Origin of the sequence: Caldalkalibacillus mannanilyticus JCM 10596, from assembly GCF_000615945.1 — a bacterium.
In the GTDB taxonomy this organism is placed as follows: domain Bacteria; phylum Bacillota; class Bacilli; order Caldalkalibacillales; family JCM-10596; genus Bacillus_AT; species Bacillus_AT mannanilyticus.
The window spans coordinates 11,985-28,191 of the sequence record NZ_BAMO01000031.1 but is presented as its reverse complement, the minus strand read 5'-3'; the positions used below and the strand labels follow the sequence as shown (position 1 = coordinate 28,191).

Below are 16,207 nucleotides of genomic sequence, written 5' to 3'. Positions count from 1 at the left end.
CTCTATCCTATACCTATTATCGATGTGGACAAATCATGACTAAAACAACTGGTCTAAATTTACCTTCTTATACGTATTCATATACAAGCCTGACAAACATTATGGGGGATGGTTATGAAACAACTCTCTTATCTAAAAACAGGGTTTTTAGCCCTTTTATCATTGTTTTTAGTTTCTTCAATAATTTCCTTTCCAAAACAGGCCTTTGAATCTTCCTTACGAGGGTTGAGCATCTGGTGGGAAGTTGTTTTTCCAGCATTGCTTCCTTTTTTTATTACGGCAGAGCTTCTCATTGGATTTGGTGTCGTCCATTTTATAGGAGTTTTATTCGAGCCCTGGATGAGACCTCTTTTTAGAGTCCCTGGTGTAGGAGGTTTTGTCCTGTCTATGGGGATCGCTTCAGGTTATCCTATGGGAGCAAAATTGACCGTTCGTTTGCGGGAACAAAATGTGATTACCCGTTCAGAAGCTGAGCGATTAGTTTCCATTACCAGTACCTCTGGCCCATTGTTTATGTTTGGCGCTGTTGCTGTTGGTTTTTTTCACGACGTCACATTAGGTATTATCATCGCTGGAGCTCACTATATCGCAGCCTTTCAGCTCGGTTTAATTATGCGGTTTCATGATTACCAAGATAAAAGCAACAGCAGTGATGAGGAGAACAGACCTGCCAAACCTCTCCTCTATAGAGCTTTAAAAGCGATGCATCATGCTAGATTAGAAGATCAAAGAAGCTTTGGAACCATTATGGGGGATGCTGTAACCTCATCCATTCAAACACTTTTATTAATTGGCGGCTTTATTATAATGTTTTCAGTTATTATCAATCTTATGAACATTGTAGGAATTAGTCAAATTCTATCTCTTTTCTTTTCTTTTATCTTAGTCATGTTTGGATTAAGTATTGAATTAAGCCATTCTCTCGTTTCAGGATTTTTTGAAATCACATTGGGAGTCCAAAAAGCAAGCGATTTAGCAGGCTCCATTCCTCTTATCCAAAAAGTCGCCATTGCCAGTGTGATCATTGCCTGGAGTGGTCTCTCTGTCCATGCACAGGTCTTAAGCATGTTTGCTCATACAGATATTCGATATAAGCCCTTTTTCATTTCACGTATTCTTCATGCCCTCTTAGCTGGTGTATGGACCTATTTATTGTGGCAACCTTTCCAATTCTTTATTAATAACAGAGAGGTGGCAGTATTCTTTCATTCATTCACTCAAGAGCGCATCGTCCATGGGAACTCCTTGCCCTTTTTTTTGTACTCCTCTCTCGTTGCAGGGGTAATAACTCTTGGTATCCTTTTGATTATCGGATGGGCAAAACGAGTATCGAGTAAGTCATTTTAGAACGAGATAAAAAATAGACACAAAAAAGACGTGGCTAAAAAATTAGCACGCCAGTTCATTTTTAGATTTGACCATATTTTTTCATTAATGCCTCTTCCACAATAGGTGGAACAAGGTCACTGACAGAGGCATGGTACTTAGCTACTTCTTTTACAATACTAGAACTAAGATAGGAATATTTGTTATTCGTCATCATAAAAAAGGTTTCTATTGAATCATCCAGCTTACGGTTGATTGAAGCAACCTGTAATTCATACTCAAAATCTGAGATAGCTCGTAATCCCCGAACAATCGTATTTGCTTGTTTTTGCTTCATATAATCAATTAATAATCCATTGAAAGAGTCAACCTCAACATTAGGTATATCTTTGGTTACCTCTTTTAGCAGTTCTATCCGTTGTTCTACGGTGAATAGAGGGTTTTTACTGGTATTGTTTAGGACAGCAACAATGACGGTGTCAAAAACATTGGCAGCCCTTTGGATAATATCTAAATGTCCATATGTAACTGGATCAAAACTTCCTGGACAAACAGCTTTAATTGCCATGCTCTTCTCTCCCTTTGTGCACATAGATCCGGATCTCAGTTTCCCCATATTGATGATGTTTCACCAGTTCGATCTCTCCAACCTTCTCAGGAAGAGTGATCGAATTTCCTGTTTCAACCACAACTGTTCCATTGTGTTTCAGAAGTTGATATTGCTGTATGAGGCCTAACTGTGCTCCAATCTTTTGCTCAGCATATGGAGGGTCTAAGAAAATAAGGTCGAAAGAAAGCTCTCGTTTAATGATGGCTTTCAGTGCTCGATCTGCATCATTTTTATAAACCTCACTCCGATCTAAAAGATCTAAGGCTTCTAGATTCTGTTTAATAATATCAAAAGCTTTTCGGTTTTGGTCGACAAAAATCATTTTGTCTAATCCTCGACTTAACGCTTCGATTCCCAACCCACCTGTACCTGCATAGAGATCAAGTCCTATTCCTCCTTCAAAATAGGGTTGACCTATCAAGTTAAATATCGATTCTTTCACTTTATCTGTAGTGGGTCTTGTTGATTTACCAGGGACAGCATGTATAGAACGTCCCTTATGAATTCCTGAAATGACTCTCATATGACCACCGTTTCTACATTTATTTTCTACATATCCTTATCATATGTTATCACAAAAAAATTATTTTTTAAGGTATATTTTTCTACTTGCGGTCCATAATAGAACTATCGACATCGAGAGATGTCGTAGACAACCGCGGAGAAGACTTACGTTTCCCCATAAGCTCTTCCTCCGGTTTCTCCTCTCCCATTGGCCGTCTACTCCTTAAAAGGTGTAGATGGCCTTTTTTTTTATGAAAAGTCACCATGATCTTGATAACCAAAAATACTATCTCCATAGCCTACAAGTTCAGGCTGCTTGAGAATCCAATCCTCTATTTCCTCTCTAGACTCAAAAATTTGTTGCTCAATTAGGTAATGTTCTAAATCGGTCAGGGAATTTGCCTGTATCTCTGCTTCTTGTTCTTTGGGTAATAGTCCCTGCGCAACTAAAGATGCAATAATCGCGGGAATAATAATGGTGAACAAGTATGACGGATCCTCTTGTTCTTTTTTCTTTCGAAGTCGTCCTTTTCTAAGAGTGTCAAAGATCAACATCCCAACCAGAAAAAACATAATCAAGACAAAGCTAGAAAAAAAGAATTGATTCCATCCCAACTTTTTCTCCTCCTTTAGAATTATAAAGTAGACTTTCATCAGATAGAGTTTTTACTCCACTTGTCAGGTAGAACGAGATAAAAAAGACTCCCTTCCTCAATCCATTGGTAGGAATAAGTCGAGAGTCTATGTTCATTACATTATAAGCCATTTTATAGTCGTATTCCTTGGCTTTATCTGGCTTAGCATTTTGATATTCCGTTTTCAATTCATGTCGGTGAGAAAGTTCAACTTTTTTTACAAAATTAAACTGATTTAATTTTAAAATGGTTTCATCAAGTTTCTGTTCATCCACGTAAAGAATCGCATAACGCATTTTACGTGAAATATAATGAACATTGCCAAAACGGCGAAGGTGCCTTGCCATCTTTGTATTATTTAGCCACACTGCCAAACCTAATCGCTTTGGAAACATAAAATGCGCTCCTTAATCGTGAAATAGTTAATATTGTTCCACTATCATGGTAGCATGGAAAGTTCTTATTAGCAATTATTTCTTATTCTACCCTTTCATACTTTTTTCAATTTTTTCTAATCTCTTTTTTACCTCCTCACCTGATAAGTCGTTAATCTCGTCTTCCAGCTTCTTGATTTCTCTGTATATTTTCCAATCTGTGGATATATTAACTTTATAATCCTTAAAACGATGCGATAGGAGCTCGTAAAGGTCAGAGCGAAGAGTTTTTAACCTAAAACGGTGCCATCTTTCCACTTCTACCGCTACAAATAACTCTTTATCTAGAGCAACGCTTACCGCTCCAATCACCCCATCAGTACTTGTCACGATTTCCTTTGTTTTATTGGCTATATTTCTTTTTACTTTAGGTGGTTCTTCCTTTTCCTCCTCTTTAGTCTCTTTGACCAGACTAGATCGTTTTCTCCACTCAGGATTTTCTGTCAAGAGATCCATGATATATTGCTTCAAGTCCACCATTCTAAGATTTGGTGGCTTCTGATCTGTCCCAGCAATAATCATCGCTGCTAAAGAATCATTGCGATGAAGCCCCCCATGTTCCCCACCATCGGGATGCGTCGGAGTTCCCTCAGATTGAAATGAATAACCAGGCTTAGCGGTAAGGATTAAAGTCGGAGCATCTTTCTGACTTTCTAAGGCACTATAGAGTTGATTAAACCCGTCTGGATTATCGGTATATGAAATCTTTCTCTTATCATAAGAATCAATCCGAACTCCTATGACTTCGGGCTCTCCCTCTATTTCCCACGTTTGACCATACTCATCTTCCCATTCTCCTCCCGGTTTAAAACGCAAGCGGCGCTGATCATTTGGTGAAGCCACTTCCACCCATTGCTTGTGATCTTTCCAAGCGATGAGATCAATTTTAGGTTCGGTTAACGCTTGCTCCACTAAGGAAGGAATTAAATTTTGATTATGGACATCGTAGACATAAGTCATTCTTTGGTTCACAGCAAAAGCAATTTCTCCGTGACTCACAGGCTCACGTAACGAAGAAATACGATAGTTTCGGTAGATATGATCTAAATTGATTCCTAACTCATTTTCATCTGGCAAGATATGATCCTGTCCATGATCACCCAAGAGGATAATGATATTATCATCTATAGCCTCTTGCCACGAATCATACGAATTAAGAATACTTTGAATATACAATTCCACATCCTCGAATCCCTTCCTATAGTGAGGGCCTTCTTTATGGACGATCTTGTCATAATCCGGAAGAAAAATCATTAAAAAATCGGGTTGATCCCCTTGTTCGATAAGTTGCTGAGTAACCTCCACAGAATATTGATCATTGAGTCCGAGCCGCTCTGTATACCCATCAGATAACTCTTTTTTTTCTAATATCTCTGGTTTAGAGAATTGTCCAAACGCTAAAACGTGAGGTCCTTTTGTTTCAAAAGCTTCGGGAACATTAAGTACTTCATCAGCTAAAGGGGGCAAAGTGAGACGATGAAGATAATTCCCTCGGTAAAGTAGCGTATTAATTGCCCCAGAGGTTTTACCCTTTTGATCCAGTTCTTCAAAAATAGTCGTCACTTTAGGACTAAGATGGGTATTGTTTAAATGAAATAAGGCATCCTTCACTCCCTCATGAAAACCAGAGCGCATTAAAATTCCTAAGGAGGTTCCATAGTTAACGATTCGATCTTCTTTAGGATGGTACCAAGCCAATCCAGGAATTTTATGCTTATCTGGCATCACTCCTGTAATAATGGAGCTTTCAATGGTTACGGACATAGTGGGAAATGGCGCCACTACATCTTTATAATATTGACCATTCTCAATCAGGAATTGTAGAGCAGGAACATTCCCTTTTTTCACACTACTATCTACTAATCCCCCCATCATGGAATCAACTAAGATTAAAATCACTTTTTTATGATGGTTATTTTTTTTATCCAACTTTTCATGAAAAGATTTGATATTTCCCCCCATTGGATTTCCAGTATGGCAAGCAGTTAGAATGACAAGCAAGAATACAATGACATATTTCCTCAACACCTAAAGTACCCTCCTAACTCTTACTCTTTCCTCCTTAGCCTTCCGTTTATGGAGCGTAATATACAGAAAACTCTATTTTATCGTGGGGTAGATCAAACTCTTTTGCTCTTATCTTAAAGGAACCTTTCGTATTCATCTGGGAAAAGGTGAGATAAATATGATTTTGTTCAGGATTAATAGATACCCAAGCTGGAAATGTATAGGTGTTTTTTATTAATTCAAGCAAATGATATGAAGGAAGCTGAAACCCTGCTAACGTAAATTCTTCTTGGATAAGTAATAAATTACCATGCTCTGTCACTTTAGGAATGAAAGTGAGCGTAATGGGGATATCCTGACCTAAAATGTTCAAACCGCTTTCAAGAACTACTTTATCATCAAGATACAAACGGTATTTCATATTCGAACTCTGACCTTCTCTGTGTATATATTTCTGGATCATTTTGTTCATGCTCTCCTTATTTGAGTGAAGGGAAAACATAGCTTCTTCAAGAAGGGAATCTTCCACCTCTATCGATACACTTTGCTGATTAGGCCAGACCACTAATAACGTCACAATAAGGAAAAGAAGGACAATGACATTGAGAGTGAGTAAAAAGAAAAATGAAAATTTCCAGCGCTTTGCCTTTGAATAGTCCAAGAATAAAACCTCCTTCAATATCTAAAAAAACCACTTATTCGTAAAGTGGTTTTCTGTGTATAGTATATTCCATTTTCCCTGATTCGTTTCATCATAGACACGTAATTCCTTAGCCCATAGACTAAGAACTATCTGGATGAGCGTCTGAAGCCAGCTTGTTCTGCTTCGCTTTCCGTGCAAAACATCATTTCTTCCTTAGTTCTATCATAATAGGCTCCCCCCGGAAGATGATAAATCTTTTCCCCTTTGGAGTTAATATTGCCTTTGATTGTGCAATCGGATGAGCTTTGAACCTGAGCTGAAGCAGTAACTTCCTTCTTTTGTACCTTAGACGAAACTACAGCTTCTTTCACATTTTGAGTGTGAAACCCATCTTCCTGAGCATAATTTTCCAAGCTCCAGATTCCTTTCCCTTCTTTCTGGGATTGGCGCTGAATTTCGCGAAATTGATCGACATATTTGGTGTTAGGAGAGTAGACATAAGCGACTCTTGCCAACCCTTCCTCTAACAATCGTTCATTGATCATCTGACCATCCACGTAGACATAAGCTAAAAGACGTCCATACTTATCTCGCCCATTTCCTAGCCCTAGCTCAAGTTCTACCTTTTTTCCTGATAGCATATCTGTAACGAACTCAGTCGCTTCTTCAGCAAAAGGCTGCGGCCCGTCAAAACGTTTGTCCTTCATTTCTGGAGTATCGATACAAAGCAGCCGAACTGTTTCTTCAACCCCATTTAGCTTCACTTTGATTGTATCGCCATCAACCACTCGTAATACAGTTCCTTCTTCTATGTCTCCCATGCTTGAAGGCTCAGAGCAAGCACTTAGAAGAAACAGACTGATGAAGCAGACCAACATGCTTAGTTGTAAAACCTTTTTCCTCACTGTAAACGACTCCTCGTTCCAAGTATAATGATCCTCTACACTTGCTCTTTTTTTCTAGGTAATTGAATGGTAAAGGAGGTGCCCTCCCCTAGCTTGCTATGGACTTGAATATGCCTTCGTGCGCTTCTACTAAATGCTTGACAATAGAAAGACCGATCCCCGTTCCTGCTCTTCCTCTCGTTCTTGCTTTGTCGGCTTTATAGAAACGTTCAAAAACAAATGGCAGATCGTCCTCTGGAATACCAGATCCTGTGTCCTCAACAGAAAGAAATAATGTATCCCTTTCTTCACGCAAACCAATGGTCACTTTTCCTTCTTCAGGTGTATGCCGAATGGCATTATCAATTAAATTGGTTAAGACCTGCTCCATTCGGTCAGGATCTATGCTATATTCCTGTTCTAATGGATCAAAATTCTCAACGAGCTTGATCTTTTGTTCTTTGGCTAGGGCTGCAAATTTACGCGTCGCTTTGTGTACGACCGAACACAAATCCACATCTTCCATATGAAGTTCAATATGACCTGCCTCCATACGTGCAAGATCGAGTAATTCATTGACAAGTCGCCCCATCCTGAGTGATTCATCATGTATAATTTGAGCGATTTCCTTACGGTCCTCAGCATGATCGACAATATCGTCCACCAGCGCTTCACTATACCCCTGCATCATTGATAATGGCGTTCTTAACTCATGAGAAACATTGGCTACAAAGTCTTTTCTTAGCTTATCCAGTCGTTTTTCTTCTGTCATATCTCGGATAACCGCTACAGTTCCTCTGATTATATTTTGCCTATATAATGGAGCCATCGCAATCGTCCAAAATCTCCCTTGTGCTGAAACTGTAGTTGTATATTCTTTTTCTGTTTCAACCACTCGTTGAAAGATATTTAAGAGAAGTCTTGGAACAGCATCTGAATCAAACAAATTTTCTTCATATTTCCATGTCGTCAGCATGTTTTCTGCCGGAGGATTAATTAAAATCACTTTCCCTTGAACATCAAGTGTAATAACACCGTCCACCATACTCCGAAGGATATTGGAAAGCTGTTCTTTTTCATGTGAAAGAGCATGGATCGAATCATTCAGTTGCTCCGCCATATGATTAAAGGTTAACGCTAAATTTCCAATTTCATCCGAGGTACGAATAGACACTCGAGTATGAAAGTCTCCTTTAGACATATTGTCTGCCGCTACCTTCATCTGTCTTAGCGGTAAGGTAATTCGTGTCGACAAGAAGAAAGCAAAAACGGTAGTCAAAGCAATCCCTATTGAGGCTGAGAATAGAATGATTCTTTTCGCTTCATTAATTGTACTATTAATGTCATCCAAGGTCTGATATAAGAAAACAGCACCACTTTGTTGACTTTCTATGATCAATGGTACTCCAACAATAATCATATCAATTTCAATGGTTCCCTGCTCACTGACAAATGAAAAATGTCCCCGATTCGCTATTTTTAATCCTCGAAACACCTGCTGAATTTCTGGATGTGTTATCAATAGCTCTGCATTTAATTCAGGTACATTCTCTACTTTACTAACAAATAAATCAGTAGATCTCGGACCTACGATGGTTAATCCTGATTTAGAAACTTCAATAAGCTCTTTCGCTGTATGAAGGGCAAGATGTGTATCTTCATAGGTTTGAAAAATAGTAGCTATTTTTGTTGTTAATGCGGTCAACTGATTATATTGTTGTTCATAATAAAAACGGTCAAACAGCTGCACAAGTAAGATCGTTAAAATAAGAAGAACGACAGCCACTAATGCAATGACTGTCATCCATAGCTTTCCAACGACACTTCTCCATAAACTTTTCACTCTGCTGGTACCTCAAATTTATAACCGACTCCCCAAACAGTAGCAATCATGTTGGCAGCCTGAGGTGACACTTTATTTAGCTTCTCTCTCAATCTCTTGATATGAGTATCTACAGTTCTTAAATCACCAAAAAACTCGTAGTTCCAAACATCCTTGAGCAATTGCTCTCTAGAAAACACCTTATTCGGTGACAAAGCTAAGTAGTGAAGAAGTTCGTACTCTTTAGGGGTTAAACTAACATCCGTCCCATCTGCGGTCACACGGTGAGCATCATGATCAATGGTTAGATTAGCAAAAACAAGCACATCATTGGCAGTCTGATCAAGATTAAGAAAAGCAGTTGTAGAAGAACGGCGTAAAATCGCCTTTACTCGATAAACTACTTCACGAGGACTGAACGGTTTAACGACATAATCGTCTGCCCCTACCTCAAAGCCATGTACTCGATTTGTTTCTTCCCCTTTGGCTGTAATCATAATAATCGGTGTTGACTTATGTTCTCTTATTTTTTGACAAACCTCGATTCCATCCATTCCTGGTAGCATGAGGTCTAGTAAAATGCAATCATAATTCACATCAATCGCTTTAATGAGAGCTTCCTCACCATTTTCTGCTTCATCAATTGTATATTCTTCTCTTTCAAGGTACATCCGAATAAGCCGACGAATTCTTTCTTCATCATCCACTACCAATATTTTAACGTCTTTGTCCATCTTCTTGGCTCCTTCCATTCGTTTAAGATGCATAAGAGTGTAAACCAGCAATAATTAAATTAACAAAAACAAGATTAAACATAATAATAATAAATCCAATTACTGCTAACCAAGCCGATTTTTCTCCATGCCATCCTTTTGAAAGTCTTAGGTGAAGATACACACTATAGAATAGGAAGGTAATCAATGCCCACACTTCCTTAGGGTCCCAGCCCCAAAATCGTCCCCATGCCTTCTCTGCCCAAATCATGGCAAAGATCAGTGCACCAAGAGTAAATATAGGAAAAGCGATGGCAATCGCTCGGTAGCTAATTTCATCAAGCATTGATGGCTTTAGGTCATCTAACCACGGTTGCATCACAGCACCTAGTCGCTTCCGCAGAATAAGTCTTAACAAACCATATAAAAACATACCAGATAGAAAGGACCATACCACCGTATTGAATTTTCGAGGCGCATCCTTTCCTTTCATCCAAGAAGGAGTCGAAATCAAAGGTTTCATTCGATCTTCTGTTAATTGCTTTCCATCATATGGTTTGGCTATGGCAGGAAGAGTATACATGATCACCTGAGACTCATTTCTTTCATTGATATATTCAAATGATGTCTGATAGTCTACTCCTCGAAAAGCTGAAGTCAGGATAATAAATCCAATAAGCATTAAGATGGTAGAGAGAAAGCACTCCAATGCAAATGTTTTACCTGAAGCCACCTTCTGGTTGACAGTGCGGATGATATACATCAAACCTGCGGCAAAACCTACAGCAAATATGCCTTCTGATAAGGCTGCCATGGATACATGGATCTTCAACCAATAGCTTTGAAGTGCCGGAATTAATGGTTTAGGATCTGAATCAAATACAGATGCCCAGCCAATAAGAGTAACGACCATCGGCAGAACAAAAGCTCCTAAAGCTGCCGTACGATAAATATAATAGAGGATAATGAATCCTAATGCCGTCATCATGGCTAAGAAGGACATAAATTCAAACATATTACTCACTGGAGCATGCCCCTGTCCCATCCACCTCATAATATATGATACCATTTGAAAAGCAAAACCTACTAGTGTAACAGTGACCCCTAAGGTACCCCATTGTTTTTTGTGAGTATTTGCATCACGATTGGACCAATTCTTACCTATAACTGAAATCACAAAACTAAAAGCTGCTGCAAAATAGATAAAAAAAGCAACTACTAATAATGTACTACTTATATGAATCAATTGCTCTGGACTCATGCTTTATTGCCCTCCTGATCAAGTGTTTCTGAATCTATCTCAAGCCCTGTTTGTTCTATGACGTATTCGACTTCCTTCTGCAAACCAAACCAGTTCTTATTGGTATGAGCTCCAATCCAGATTTCACGCCCTTCACGTTGAATCCAGATTCTACGATGTTGCCAGTAGAAGCCCATGATCAAACCTATCATACTAACAAAAGCTCCGAAAAAAATCACTGGCAGTCCAAGCTCTTTTCGAATTAACAATCCAGAAACTTGATGCATCTTCACATTTATCATTTTTAACGAATAGTCATTTTCTGCCCCAGGCATCTCAATCGTTTTTCCTAAGAAGATCCAGCTCTTTTCACCCTCTGGATGTTCGGGAGATTTCAAATTAAAGATAAAGGCAGGGTTGTTCGGAATATTGCTTTTTGTTATAGGTTCTTTATTCTGATCCAATTCAAAATCAGGATAGTATTCTAATAGCTCCACTTCATAGCCGTTTTTTAGCTCGTAGGTCGATTCTGGGTGGAGTAAGTCGACGGTAATATCCCCTATAACCTCTTGAGTATCCTTATGAACCATAGCAAAAATTAATTGACTAAGTTCATTGGGGCGAAAATCAGACTGAAAAAATTTAAGACCTCTATACTCTAAAGGATCATTAACAACAATGGTATGTCTTTTGACTTCCACTAATTCGCTTTCTTTTGTTTCAGGATCTTGGACCATTTCATAGAGAACTGCCTTGGTTTTAAATTCCTTAGCGACTAGTGGCTGCTCTTCGGCATTTTTATTGGAAATAAACTCATCAGGGCTATAGGTATCTAGTTCAAAGCCTTCGCTTTTAATATAATATTCAGTTGTTCCAGGGACCGGCGCCACTTCTCCATCCCTCAACCAAATATAGCTTTCCAAAGAGAAGCCCGGGAATATCTTCATCAACGTTCCTATTAAAAAAATAATAAGCCCTATATGATTAATGTAAGGTCCCCATCGGCTGAAGCGTCCTTTTTCTCCCAATACTCCATTTTCTTCTCTTCTAACCGAATACCGTTTCTTTTCTAGTAGGGCGGTGGCTTGCTCTAGAACCTGATCCGAGTCATCCGTTTCCACCTTTCCAAAAAGGCGTAGACGGGAGAGGAAATTGCGATGCCGAATGACTTTTTGATTATTAAGTGCACGGTATAAGGGCACGCAGCGATCAATACTACAGATCACTAATGAGATCCCTATCATCACGAGTAAGGTAACAAACCACCACGATCCATACATATTGTGCAAACCGAAAGCGACATAGAGATATCCTCCAAATCCATATGTTTCTGGATAATATTGATATGGATTCGCATTAGAAGGAATAAATAATTGCTGAGGATAAATCGTTCCAAACATGGAAGCAACAAGAGTAATAGCGATTAACCAAACGGCTATTTTGACTGAGGCAAAGAAATTCCAGACATGATCCACTATCGTTTTCTGATAAACCTGTGATCGTCTGGCTACGCCTTCATAACGCATATTTAACGGTCCACCAGTATCCTCAAACGGTTTTCCGCACGCTTCACATAGCTCTGTACCTATCGGATTCACATGACCACATTCACATTTCACTTTGTCTAACATAATTCACCTGCTTCACTCTGGCAAAATTTCTTGCAATTGATGATTGATTTGCCTCTCATTCATCATTCTCTCGATTTTTGATACAACAATTCCGTCTTTATCGATAAAGAAAGAAGTAGGAATTGGTCCTACACCATAACGGTTGGTTACTGATTTATCAACATCTAATAAAACCGGAAAAGAAAGATTATTTCTTTTCACAAACGTAGATACAGCCAGATGTGATTCTTCAATATTCACGGCTAAAACAACAATCCCCAGGTCTTTCATCAATTGATATTGTTTTTCTATATCTGGCATCTCTGCTTTACAGGGATTACACCAAGAAGCCCAGAAATTAATGAATACACCCCGTCCTCGAAAATCACTTAAGTTCACTTGTTCACCTTCGAGATTAGTTAAAGTGAAATCTGGCGCTTCCTCTCCTACTTTGACGAGAGCTGTATCACTGACGTATGCGGTGTAAAACGCAGTACCCAAGGCAACGAAGATGACTCCTAAAACAACCAATCGCAGAATATGCCTCTTCTTTCGCATGAATCTCCCCTCATTTCATTCAATCCCTATTTACTATGAAAAAATGCACATACATTTTCATTATACATAGTGACTCGCTCCACCGTTTTTATAATTGTGAACGTTGTGTGACCATCTCTTTTAACCTAGTAACTTCTTCGCTGCTGAGCTCTCGATATTCCCCTTTTTTTAGACCCTTTAATGTGAGAAAACCGTATTTTTCACGATGCAATTTCTTTACTGTATGTCCAATGTGTTGACACATTCGTCTGACCTGCCGCTTTCTTCCTTCATGAATGGTTAAACGAATCACAGATTCTGTAGGCTGGCTTCTTTTTTCTACAATTTCAGCCACAGCAGGGGATGTCCAACCATCTTCTAGAAGAACTCCTTTTTCTAACTGTTTGAGCTTTTGAGAGCTTGGAATCCCTTCCACTGTCGCCAAATAGATTTTATCTATCGTAAAAGAAGGATGCATTAGCCGATAAGCTAAGTCCCCATCATTGGTCATGATCAATAGCCCAGATGTATCATTGTCTAGTCGACCTACAGGGTAAATCCGCTCAGGAATTTCTTGAAAAAAATCTGTAACGACCTTACGCCCATGAGTGTCTGTAACACTGGTAATGACACCCGTTGGCTTGTAGAAAAGATAATACGCCATTTTTTCCGAATGAATAGGGGTGCCATCTACTTCAATTCGATCTTGTTGAGGGTCAACCTTGGTTCCCAAATCTAAAACTACCTGTCCATTCACTTTTACTCGACCATTTATAATAAATTCTTCACACTTTCTTCTTGATGCCACACCTGCGTGAGCCAATACCTTCTGTAATCGTTCCAACTCTGATTCACCTCAACTATCATGATACATCTAAGCTTACATTGTTACAAGCATTGACAATAAAGGAGAGATAAAAACAAAAAAAGCTCGAAAATTCGAGCTTGGTTAAGACCCAAAAATGAGAGTAACAATAAAAATAGCTGCTACCGCTCCAGCAACGTCTGCCCATAATCCAACCTTCAATGCATAACCAACTTTTCGAATACCTACCGCCCCAAAATAGACCGTTAATACATAAAGAGTCGTATCTGTGCTGCCTTGCATGGTAGAAGCAAGCCTTCCAAGGAAGGAATCAGGTCCAAATTGTTCGATAATATCTGTTGTGATGGCTAACGCTCCTGATCCTGAAATAGGACGAATCACAGCTAGCGGAACTATCTCAGAAGGAATATGTAATATCGCCAGAACAGGGGAAAGAAAGGCAAGAATATAATCAAGGGCACCTGAAGCTCTAAAGATCGTCACCGCCACCATCATTCCGACTAAGTGAGGGATGATTTTAATCGCAGTTCCAAACCCTTCCTTGGCACCATCAACAAAGGTCTCATAGACAGGGATTCTCTTCCAAATGCCATGTAAGAGGATCAAGCAAATAATTGAAGGAATAGCCCATAAAGAAATAGTTGAGATGATTTCATACATTCTTGAACCTCCTTAGATAGATCTTGAGTGCTTTGTCCGAAAACGATACCAGCGATCTAATAGGATTGCCACTATCGTTGAGCATAGAGTCGCAAAAATGGTGGTCCCTACTATTTCTACAGCATTTGTTGACTCATAATTTAGACGAATAGCGATGATGGTAGCAGGAATCAGGGTTAAACTCGATGTATTCAAAGCTAACAATGTGATCATTGAAGGGGTTGCTCTGTCTGGTTCAGGATTCAATTTCTGCAATTCTTCCATCGCTTTTATTCCCATGGGTGTAGCCGCGTTTCCTAGACCGAAGAGATTCGCACTCATATTGGAAACAATATAGCCCATGGCAGGATGGTCTTTAGGTACATCAGGGAAAAGAAAGCGAGCGATCGGACTTAACCCTTTAGCAAACAGTTGAAGCAAACCTGATTCTTCTGCTATCTTCATCAGTCCTAACCAAAATACAAGAACACTAATGAGTCCAAAACAGATGGTTACCCCCACTTTTGCCCCCTCAAAAGCCGCTTCATTAATCGCCTTCATATTCCCTGTTAATGCTGCCACAATAATACCAATGATGATTAACCCCATCCAAATGAAATTAACCACTTAATCTCCCCCTAATAGCTTGCCGAAGATAGTTCGGACTCTATTCCAAAACGGTTTCCCCTCTTTCTTCTCTAAAACAAAATCTAAAGGAACACGACCAACTTCTTGCCCTCCCAATGTAAAATGAATGTAGCCTGCCGGAGAAGGTACTCTCTGAAGTTCTTCTTGCAGAAAAGCTCGGTCTAGCGTTACTTTTTTCTGGACATGCTCTTGATCTGTCAAAGGATAGGTAAAGCTATTCCTCATCTTGAAATACCCTTCTTCTCTAGCCAATCGTTCATCTTTCAATTTCTCATCCTTTTCAGCGAGAGTTACTTTCGTATAGTGCTTAAAACCATATTCAAACATATTCATATGATCATTCCAATCATCAGGCGCATTTAAGGTGACAGCAATTAAACGATGCCCATCTTTCGTTGCAGAGGATACCAGAGTTCTTTTTGCTCTTTTGGTATATCCTGTTTTCACACCATCAGCATAAGGATATTTACTTAGCATTCGATTCTTGTTATGCCAGATCCGATCCCATTTCTCTCCTTCTAAAGGAGCCGTTTTTCGTTTGGTTCCAGCAATCGTAGCAAACACTTCATTATTCATGGCATAAGCTGTCAAGACAGCCATATCTCTCGCGGAGGAATAATGCTCTTCATGGTCATCCAGTCCATGCGGGTTATTAAAAACCGTTTTGGTCATGCCAAGCTCCTCTGCCTTCTTATTCATTAAATAAACAAACCCTTCTACAGAGCCCCCGATATGCTCAGCAATAGCCACTGCTGCATCATTTCCAGAACGTAGCATAAGTCCATAAATCATATCCTCTAGACTTAGCTTCTCCCCTAATTTCAAATAGATAGATGATCCTTCTACACCAAAAGCATTTTTTGATGTCTTAACCATGTCTTTCAGATTCCCATTTTCTATAGCTACTATGGCAGTCATTATTTTGGTTATACTAGCAATTCGAAGTTGATCGTTGCTTTTCTTTTGAAACAAAATTCTCCCTGTTTCCTGGTCGATTAAAATGGCTGCTTGGGCTGATACACCCACTTCCCCCTCAGCAAAGGTGGGTGACGTGTGTATACTTGTCATTAATAGGGCAATGATCAGAAATAACGGCAATAATCGTCTAAGCACACTGTTTTCTATCATT

At 39.2% G+C, this 16,207-nt stretch carries 16 protein-coding genes and 1 pseudogene; 1 reads left to right on the top strand and 16 read right to left on the bottom strand.

Going from position 1 to position 16,207, the window contains the following annotated elements:
• Positions 1 to 114: 114 nt before the first annotated feature.
• Complete coding sequence (spoVV, locus tag JCM10596_RS16235; RefSeq protein WP_025028041.1) at positions 115 to 1,347, top strand: dipicolinic acid transporter SpoVV; 1,233 nt, start codon at positions 115 to 117, stop codon at positions 1,345 to 1,347.
• A 61-nt stretch (positions 1,348 to 1,408) separates the two neighbouring features.
• Here the strand turns inward: spoVV and coaD are convergent, their stop codons facing one another.
• The 16 genes and pseudogenes from coaD to JCM10596_RS16150 form a co-directional block, all read right to left on the bottom strand.
• Positions 1,409 to 1,894: a pantetheine-phosphate adenylyltransferase gene (coaD, locus tag JCM10596_RS16230; RefSeq protein ID WP_025028040.1), complete on the bottom strand. Its 486-nt coding sequence runs from the start codon at positions 1,892 to 1,894 to the stop codon at positions 1,409 to 1,411.
• The gene (rsmD, locus tag JCM10596_RS16225) at positions 1,884 to 2,459 is read right to left on the bottom strand and encodes a 16S rRNA (guanine(966)-N(2))-methyltransferase RsmD (RefSeq protein ID WP_025028039.1); all 576 of its coding nucleotides are present in this window, start codon (positions 2,457 to 2,459) and stop codon (positions 1,884 to 1,886) included. The genes coaD and rsmD overlap by 11 nt, the downstream gene beginning before the upstream one ends.
• 230 nt (positions 2,460 to 2,689) lie before the next feature.
• The gene (locus JCM10596_RS16215; protein ID WP_025028038.1) at positions 2,690 to 3,055 is read right to left on the bottom strand and encodes a hypothetical protein; all 366 of its coding nucleotides are present in this window, start codon (positions 3,053 to 3,055) and stop codon (positions 2,690 to 2,692) included.
• Positions 3,027 to 3,470 carry a YlbG family protein gene (locus tag JCM10596_RS28850; protein WP_025028037.1) on the bottom strand — a complete coding sequence of 148 codons (444 nt, stop codon included), beginning with the start codon at positions 3,468 to 3,470 and terminating at the stop codon, positions 3,027 to 3,029. The genes JCM10596_RS16215 and JCM10596_RS28850 overlap by 29 nt, the downstream gene beginning before the upstream one ends.
• Positions 3,471 to 3,557: 87 nt before the next feature.
• The gene (locus tag JCM10596_RS16205) at positions 3,558 to 5,537 is read right to left on the bottom strand and encodes an alkaline phosphatase family protein (protein ID WP_025028036.1); all 1,980 of its coding nucleotides are present in this window, start codon (positions 5,535 to 5,537) and stop codon (positions 3,558 to 3,560) included.
• 46 nt (positions 5,538 to 5,583) lie between these two features.
• Entirely contained in the window at positions 5,584 to 6,177 is a 594-nt protein-coding gene (locus tag JCM10596_RS16200) for a YpmS family protein (protein WP_025028035.1), read from the bottom strand.
• Positions 6,178 to 6,305: 128 nt separating this feature from the next.
• Positions 6,306 to 7,064 (bottom strand): thermonuclease family protein, encoded by a 759-nt coding sequence (locus JCM10596_RS16195; protein ID WP_025028034.1) that lies wholly within the window; start codon positions 7,062 to 7,064, stop codon positions 6,306 to 6,308.
• A 35-nt stretch (positions 7,065 to 7,099) separates the two neighbouring features.
• Positions 7,100 to 8,847, bottom strand: a pseudogene (locus JCM10596_RS25985) (ATP-binding protein).
• Positions 8,848 to 8,882: 35 nt separating this feature from the next.
• Positions 8,883 to 9,599 (bottom strand): response regulator transcription factor, encoded by a 717-nt coding sequence (locus JCM10596_RS16185; protein ID WP_025028033.1) that lies wholly within the window; start codon positions 9,597 to 9,599, stop codon positions 8,883 to 8,885.
• Between the two features lie 22 nt (positions 9,600 to 9,621).
• Positions 9,622 to 10,839 (bottom strand): cytochrome c biogenesis protein CcsA, encoded by a 1,218-nt coding sequence (gene ccsA, locus JCM10596_RS16180; RefSeq protein ID WP_034681542.1) that lies wholly within the window; start codon positions 10,837 to 10,839, stop codon positions 9,622 to 9,624.
• On the bottom strand, positions 10,836 to 12,449 hold the full coding sequence (gene resB, locus JCM10596_RS16175) for a cytochrome c biogenesis protein ResB (protein WP_025028031.1): 1,614 nt from the start codon (positions 12,447 to 12,449) through the stop codon (positions 10,836 to 10,838). Before resB ends, ccsA begins: the two co-directional genes overlap by 4 nt.
• A gap of 12 nt (positions 12,450 to 12,461) precedes the next feature.
• A complete protein-coding gene (resA, locus tag JCM10596_RS16170; protein ID WP_025028030.1) occupies positions 12,462 to 12,986 on the bottom strand; it encodes a thiol-disulfide oxidoreductase ResA in 525 nt (174 codons plus the stop codon).
• Between the two features lie 88 nt (positions 12,987 to 13,074).
• The gene (locus tag JCM10596_RS16165) at positions 13,075 to 13,809 is read right to left on the bottom strand and encodes a pseudouridine synthase (protein WP_025028029.1); all 735 of its coding nucleotides are present in this window, start codon (positions 13,807 to 13,809) and stop codon (positions 13,075 to 13,077) included.
• 105 nt (positions 13,810 to 13,914) lie between these two features.
• Complete coding sequence (locus JCM10596_RS16160) at positions 13,915 to 14,451, bottom strand: spore maturation protein (protein WP_025028028.1); 537 nt, start codon at positions 14,449 to 14,451, stop codon at positions 13,915 to 13,917.
• A 12-nt stretch (positions 14,452 to 14,463) separates the two neighbouring features.
• Positions 14,464 to 15,057 (bottom strand): nucleoside recognition domain-containing protein, encoded by a 594-nt coding sequence (locus JCM10596_RS16155; RefSeq protein ID WP_025028027.1) that lies wholly within the window; start codon positions 15,055 to 15,057, stop codon positions 14,464 to 14,466.
• Complete coding sequence (locus JCM10596_RS16150; protein ID WP_034681540.1) at positions 15,058 to 16,206, bottom strand: D-alanyl-D-alanine carboxypeptidase family protein; 1,149 nt, start codon at positions 16,204 to 16,206, stop codon at positions 15,058 to 15,060.
• Position 16,207: the final 1 nt, after the last annotated feature.

Excerpts from the sequence above, each read along its gene's own strand:
- resB (WP_025028031.1), bottom strand. The coding sequence starts at position 12,449 with ATGTTAGACAAAGTGAAATGTGAATGTGGTCATGTGAATCCGATAGGT.
- resA (WP_025028030.1), bottom strand. The coding sequence starts at position 12,986 with ATGCGAAAGAAGAGGCATATTCTGCGATTGGTTGTTTTAGGAGTCATC.
- ccsA (WP_034681542.1), bottom strand. The coding sequence starts at position 10,839 with ATGAGTCCAGAGCAATTGATTCATATAAGTAGTACATTATTAGTAGTT.
- spoVV (WP_025028041.1), top strand. The coding sequence starts at position 115 with ATGAAACAACTCTCTTATCTAAAAACAGGGTTTTTAGCCCTTTTATCA.
- coaD (WP_025028040.1), bottom strand. The coding sequence starts at position 1,894 with ATGGCAATTAAAGCTGTTTGTCCAGGAAGTTTTGATCCAGTTACATAT.
- JCM10596_RS16185 (WP_025028033.1), bottom strand. The coding sequence starts at position 9,599 with ATGGACAAAGACGTTAAAATATTGGTAGTGGATGATGAAGAAAGAATT.
- JCM10596_RS16160 (WP_025028028.1), bottom strand. The coding sequence starts at position 14,451 with ATGTATGAAATCATCTCAACTATTTCTTTATGGGCTATTCCTTCAATT.
- rsmD (WP_025028039.1), bottom strand. The coding sequence starts at position 2,459 with ATGAGAGTCATTTCAGGAATTCATAAGGGACGTTCTATACATGCTGTC.
- JCM10596_RS28850 (WP_025028037.1), bottom strand. The coding sequence starts at position 3,470 with ATGTTTCCAAAGCGATTAGGTTTGGCAGTGTGGCTAAATAATACAAAG.
- JCM10596_RS16150 (WP_034681540.1), bottom strand. The coding sequence starts at position 16,206 with ATGATAGAAAACAGTGTGCTTAGACGATTATTGCCGTTATTTCTGATC.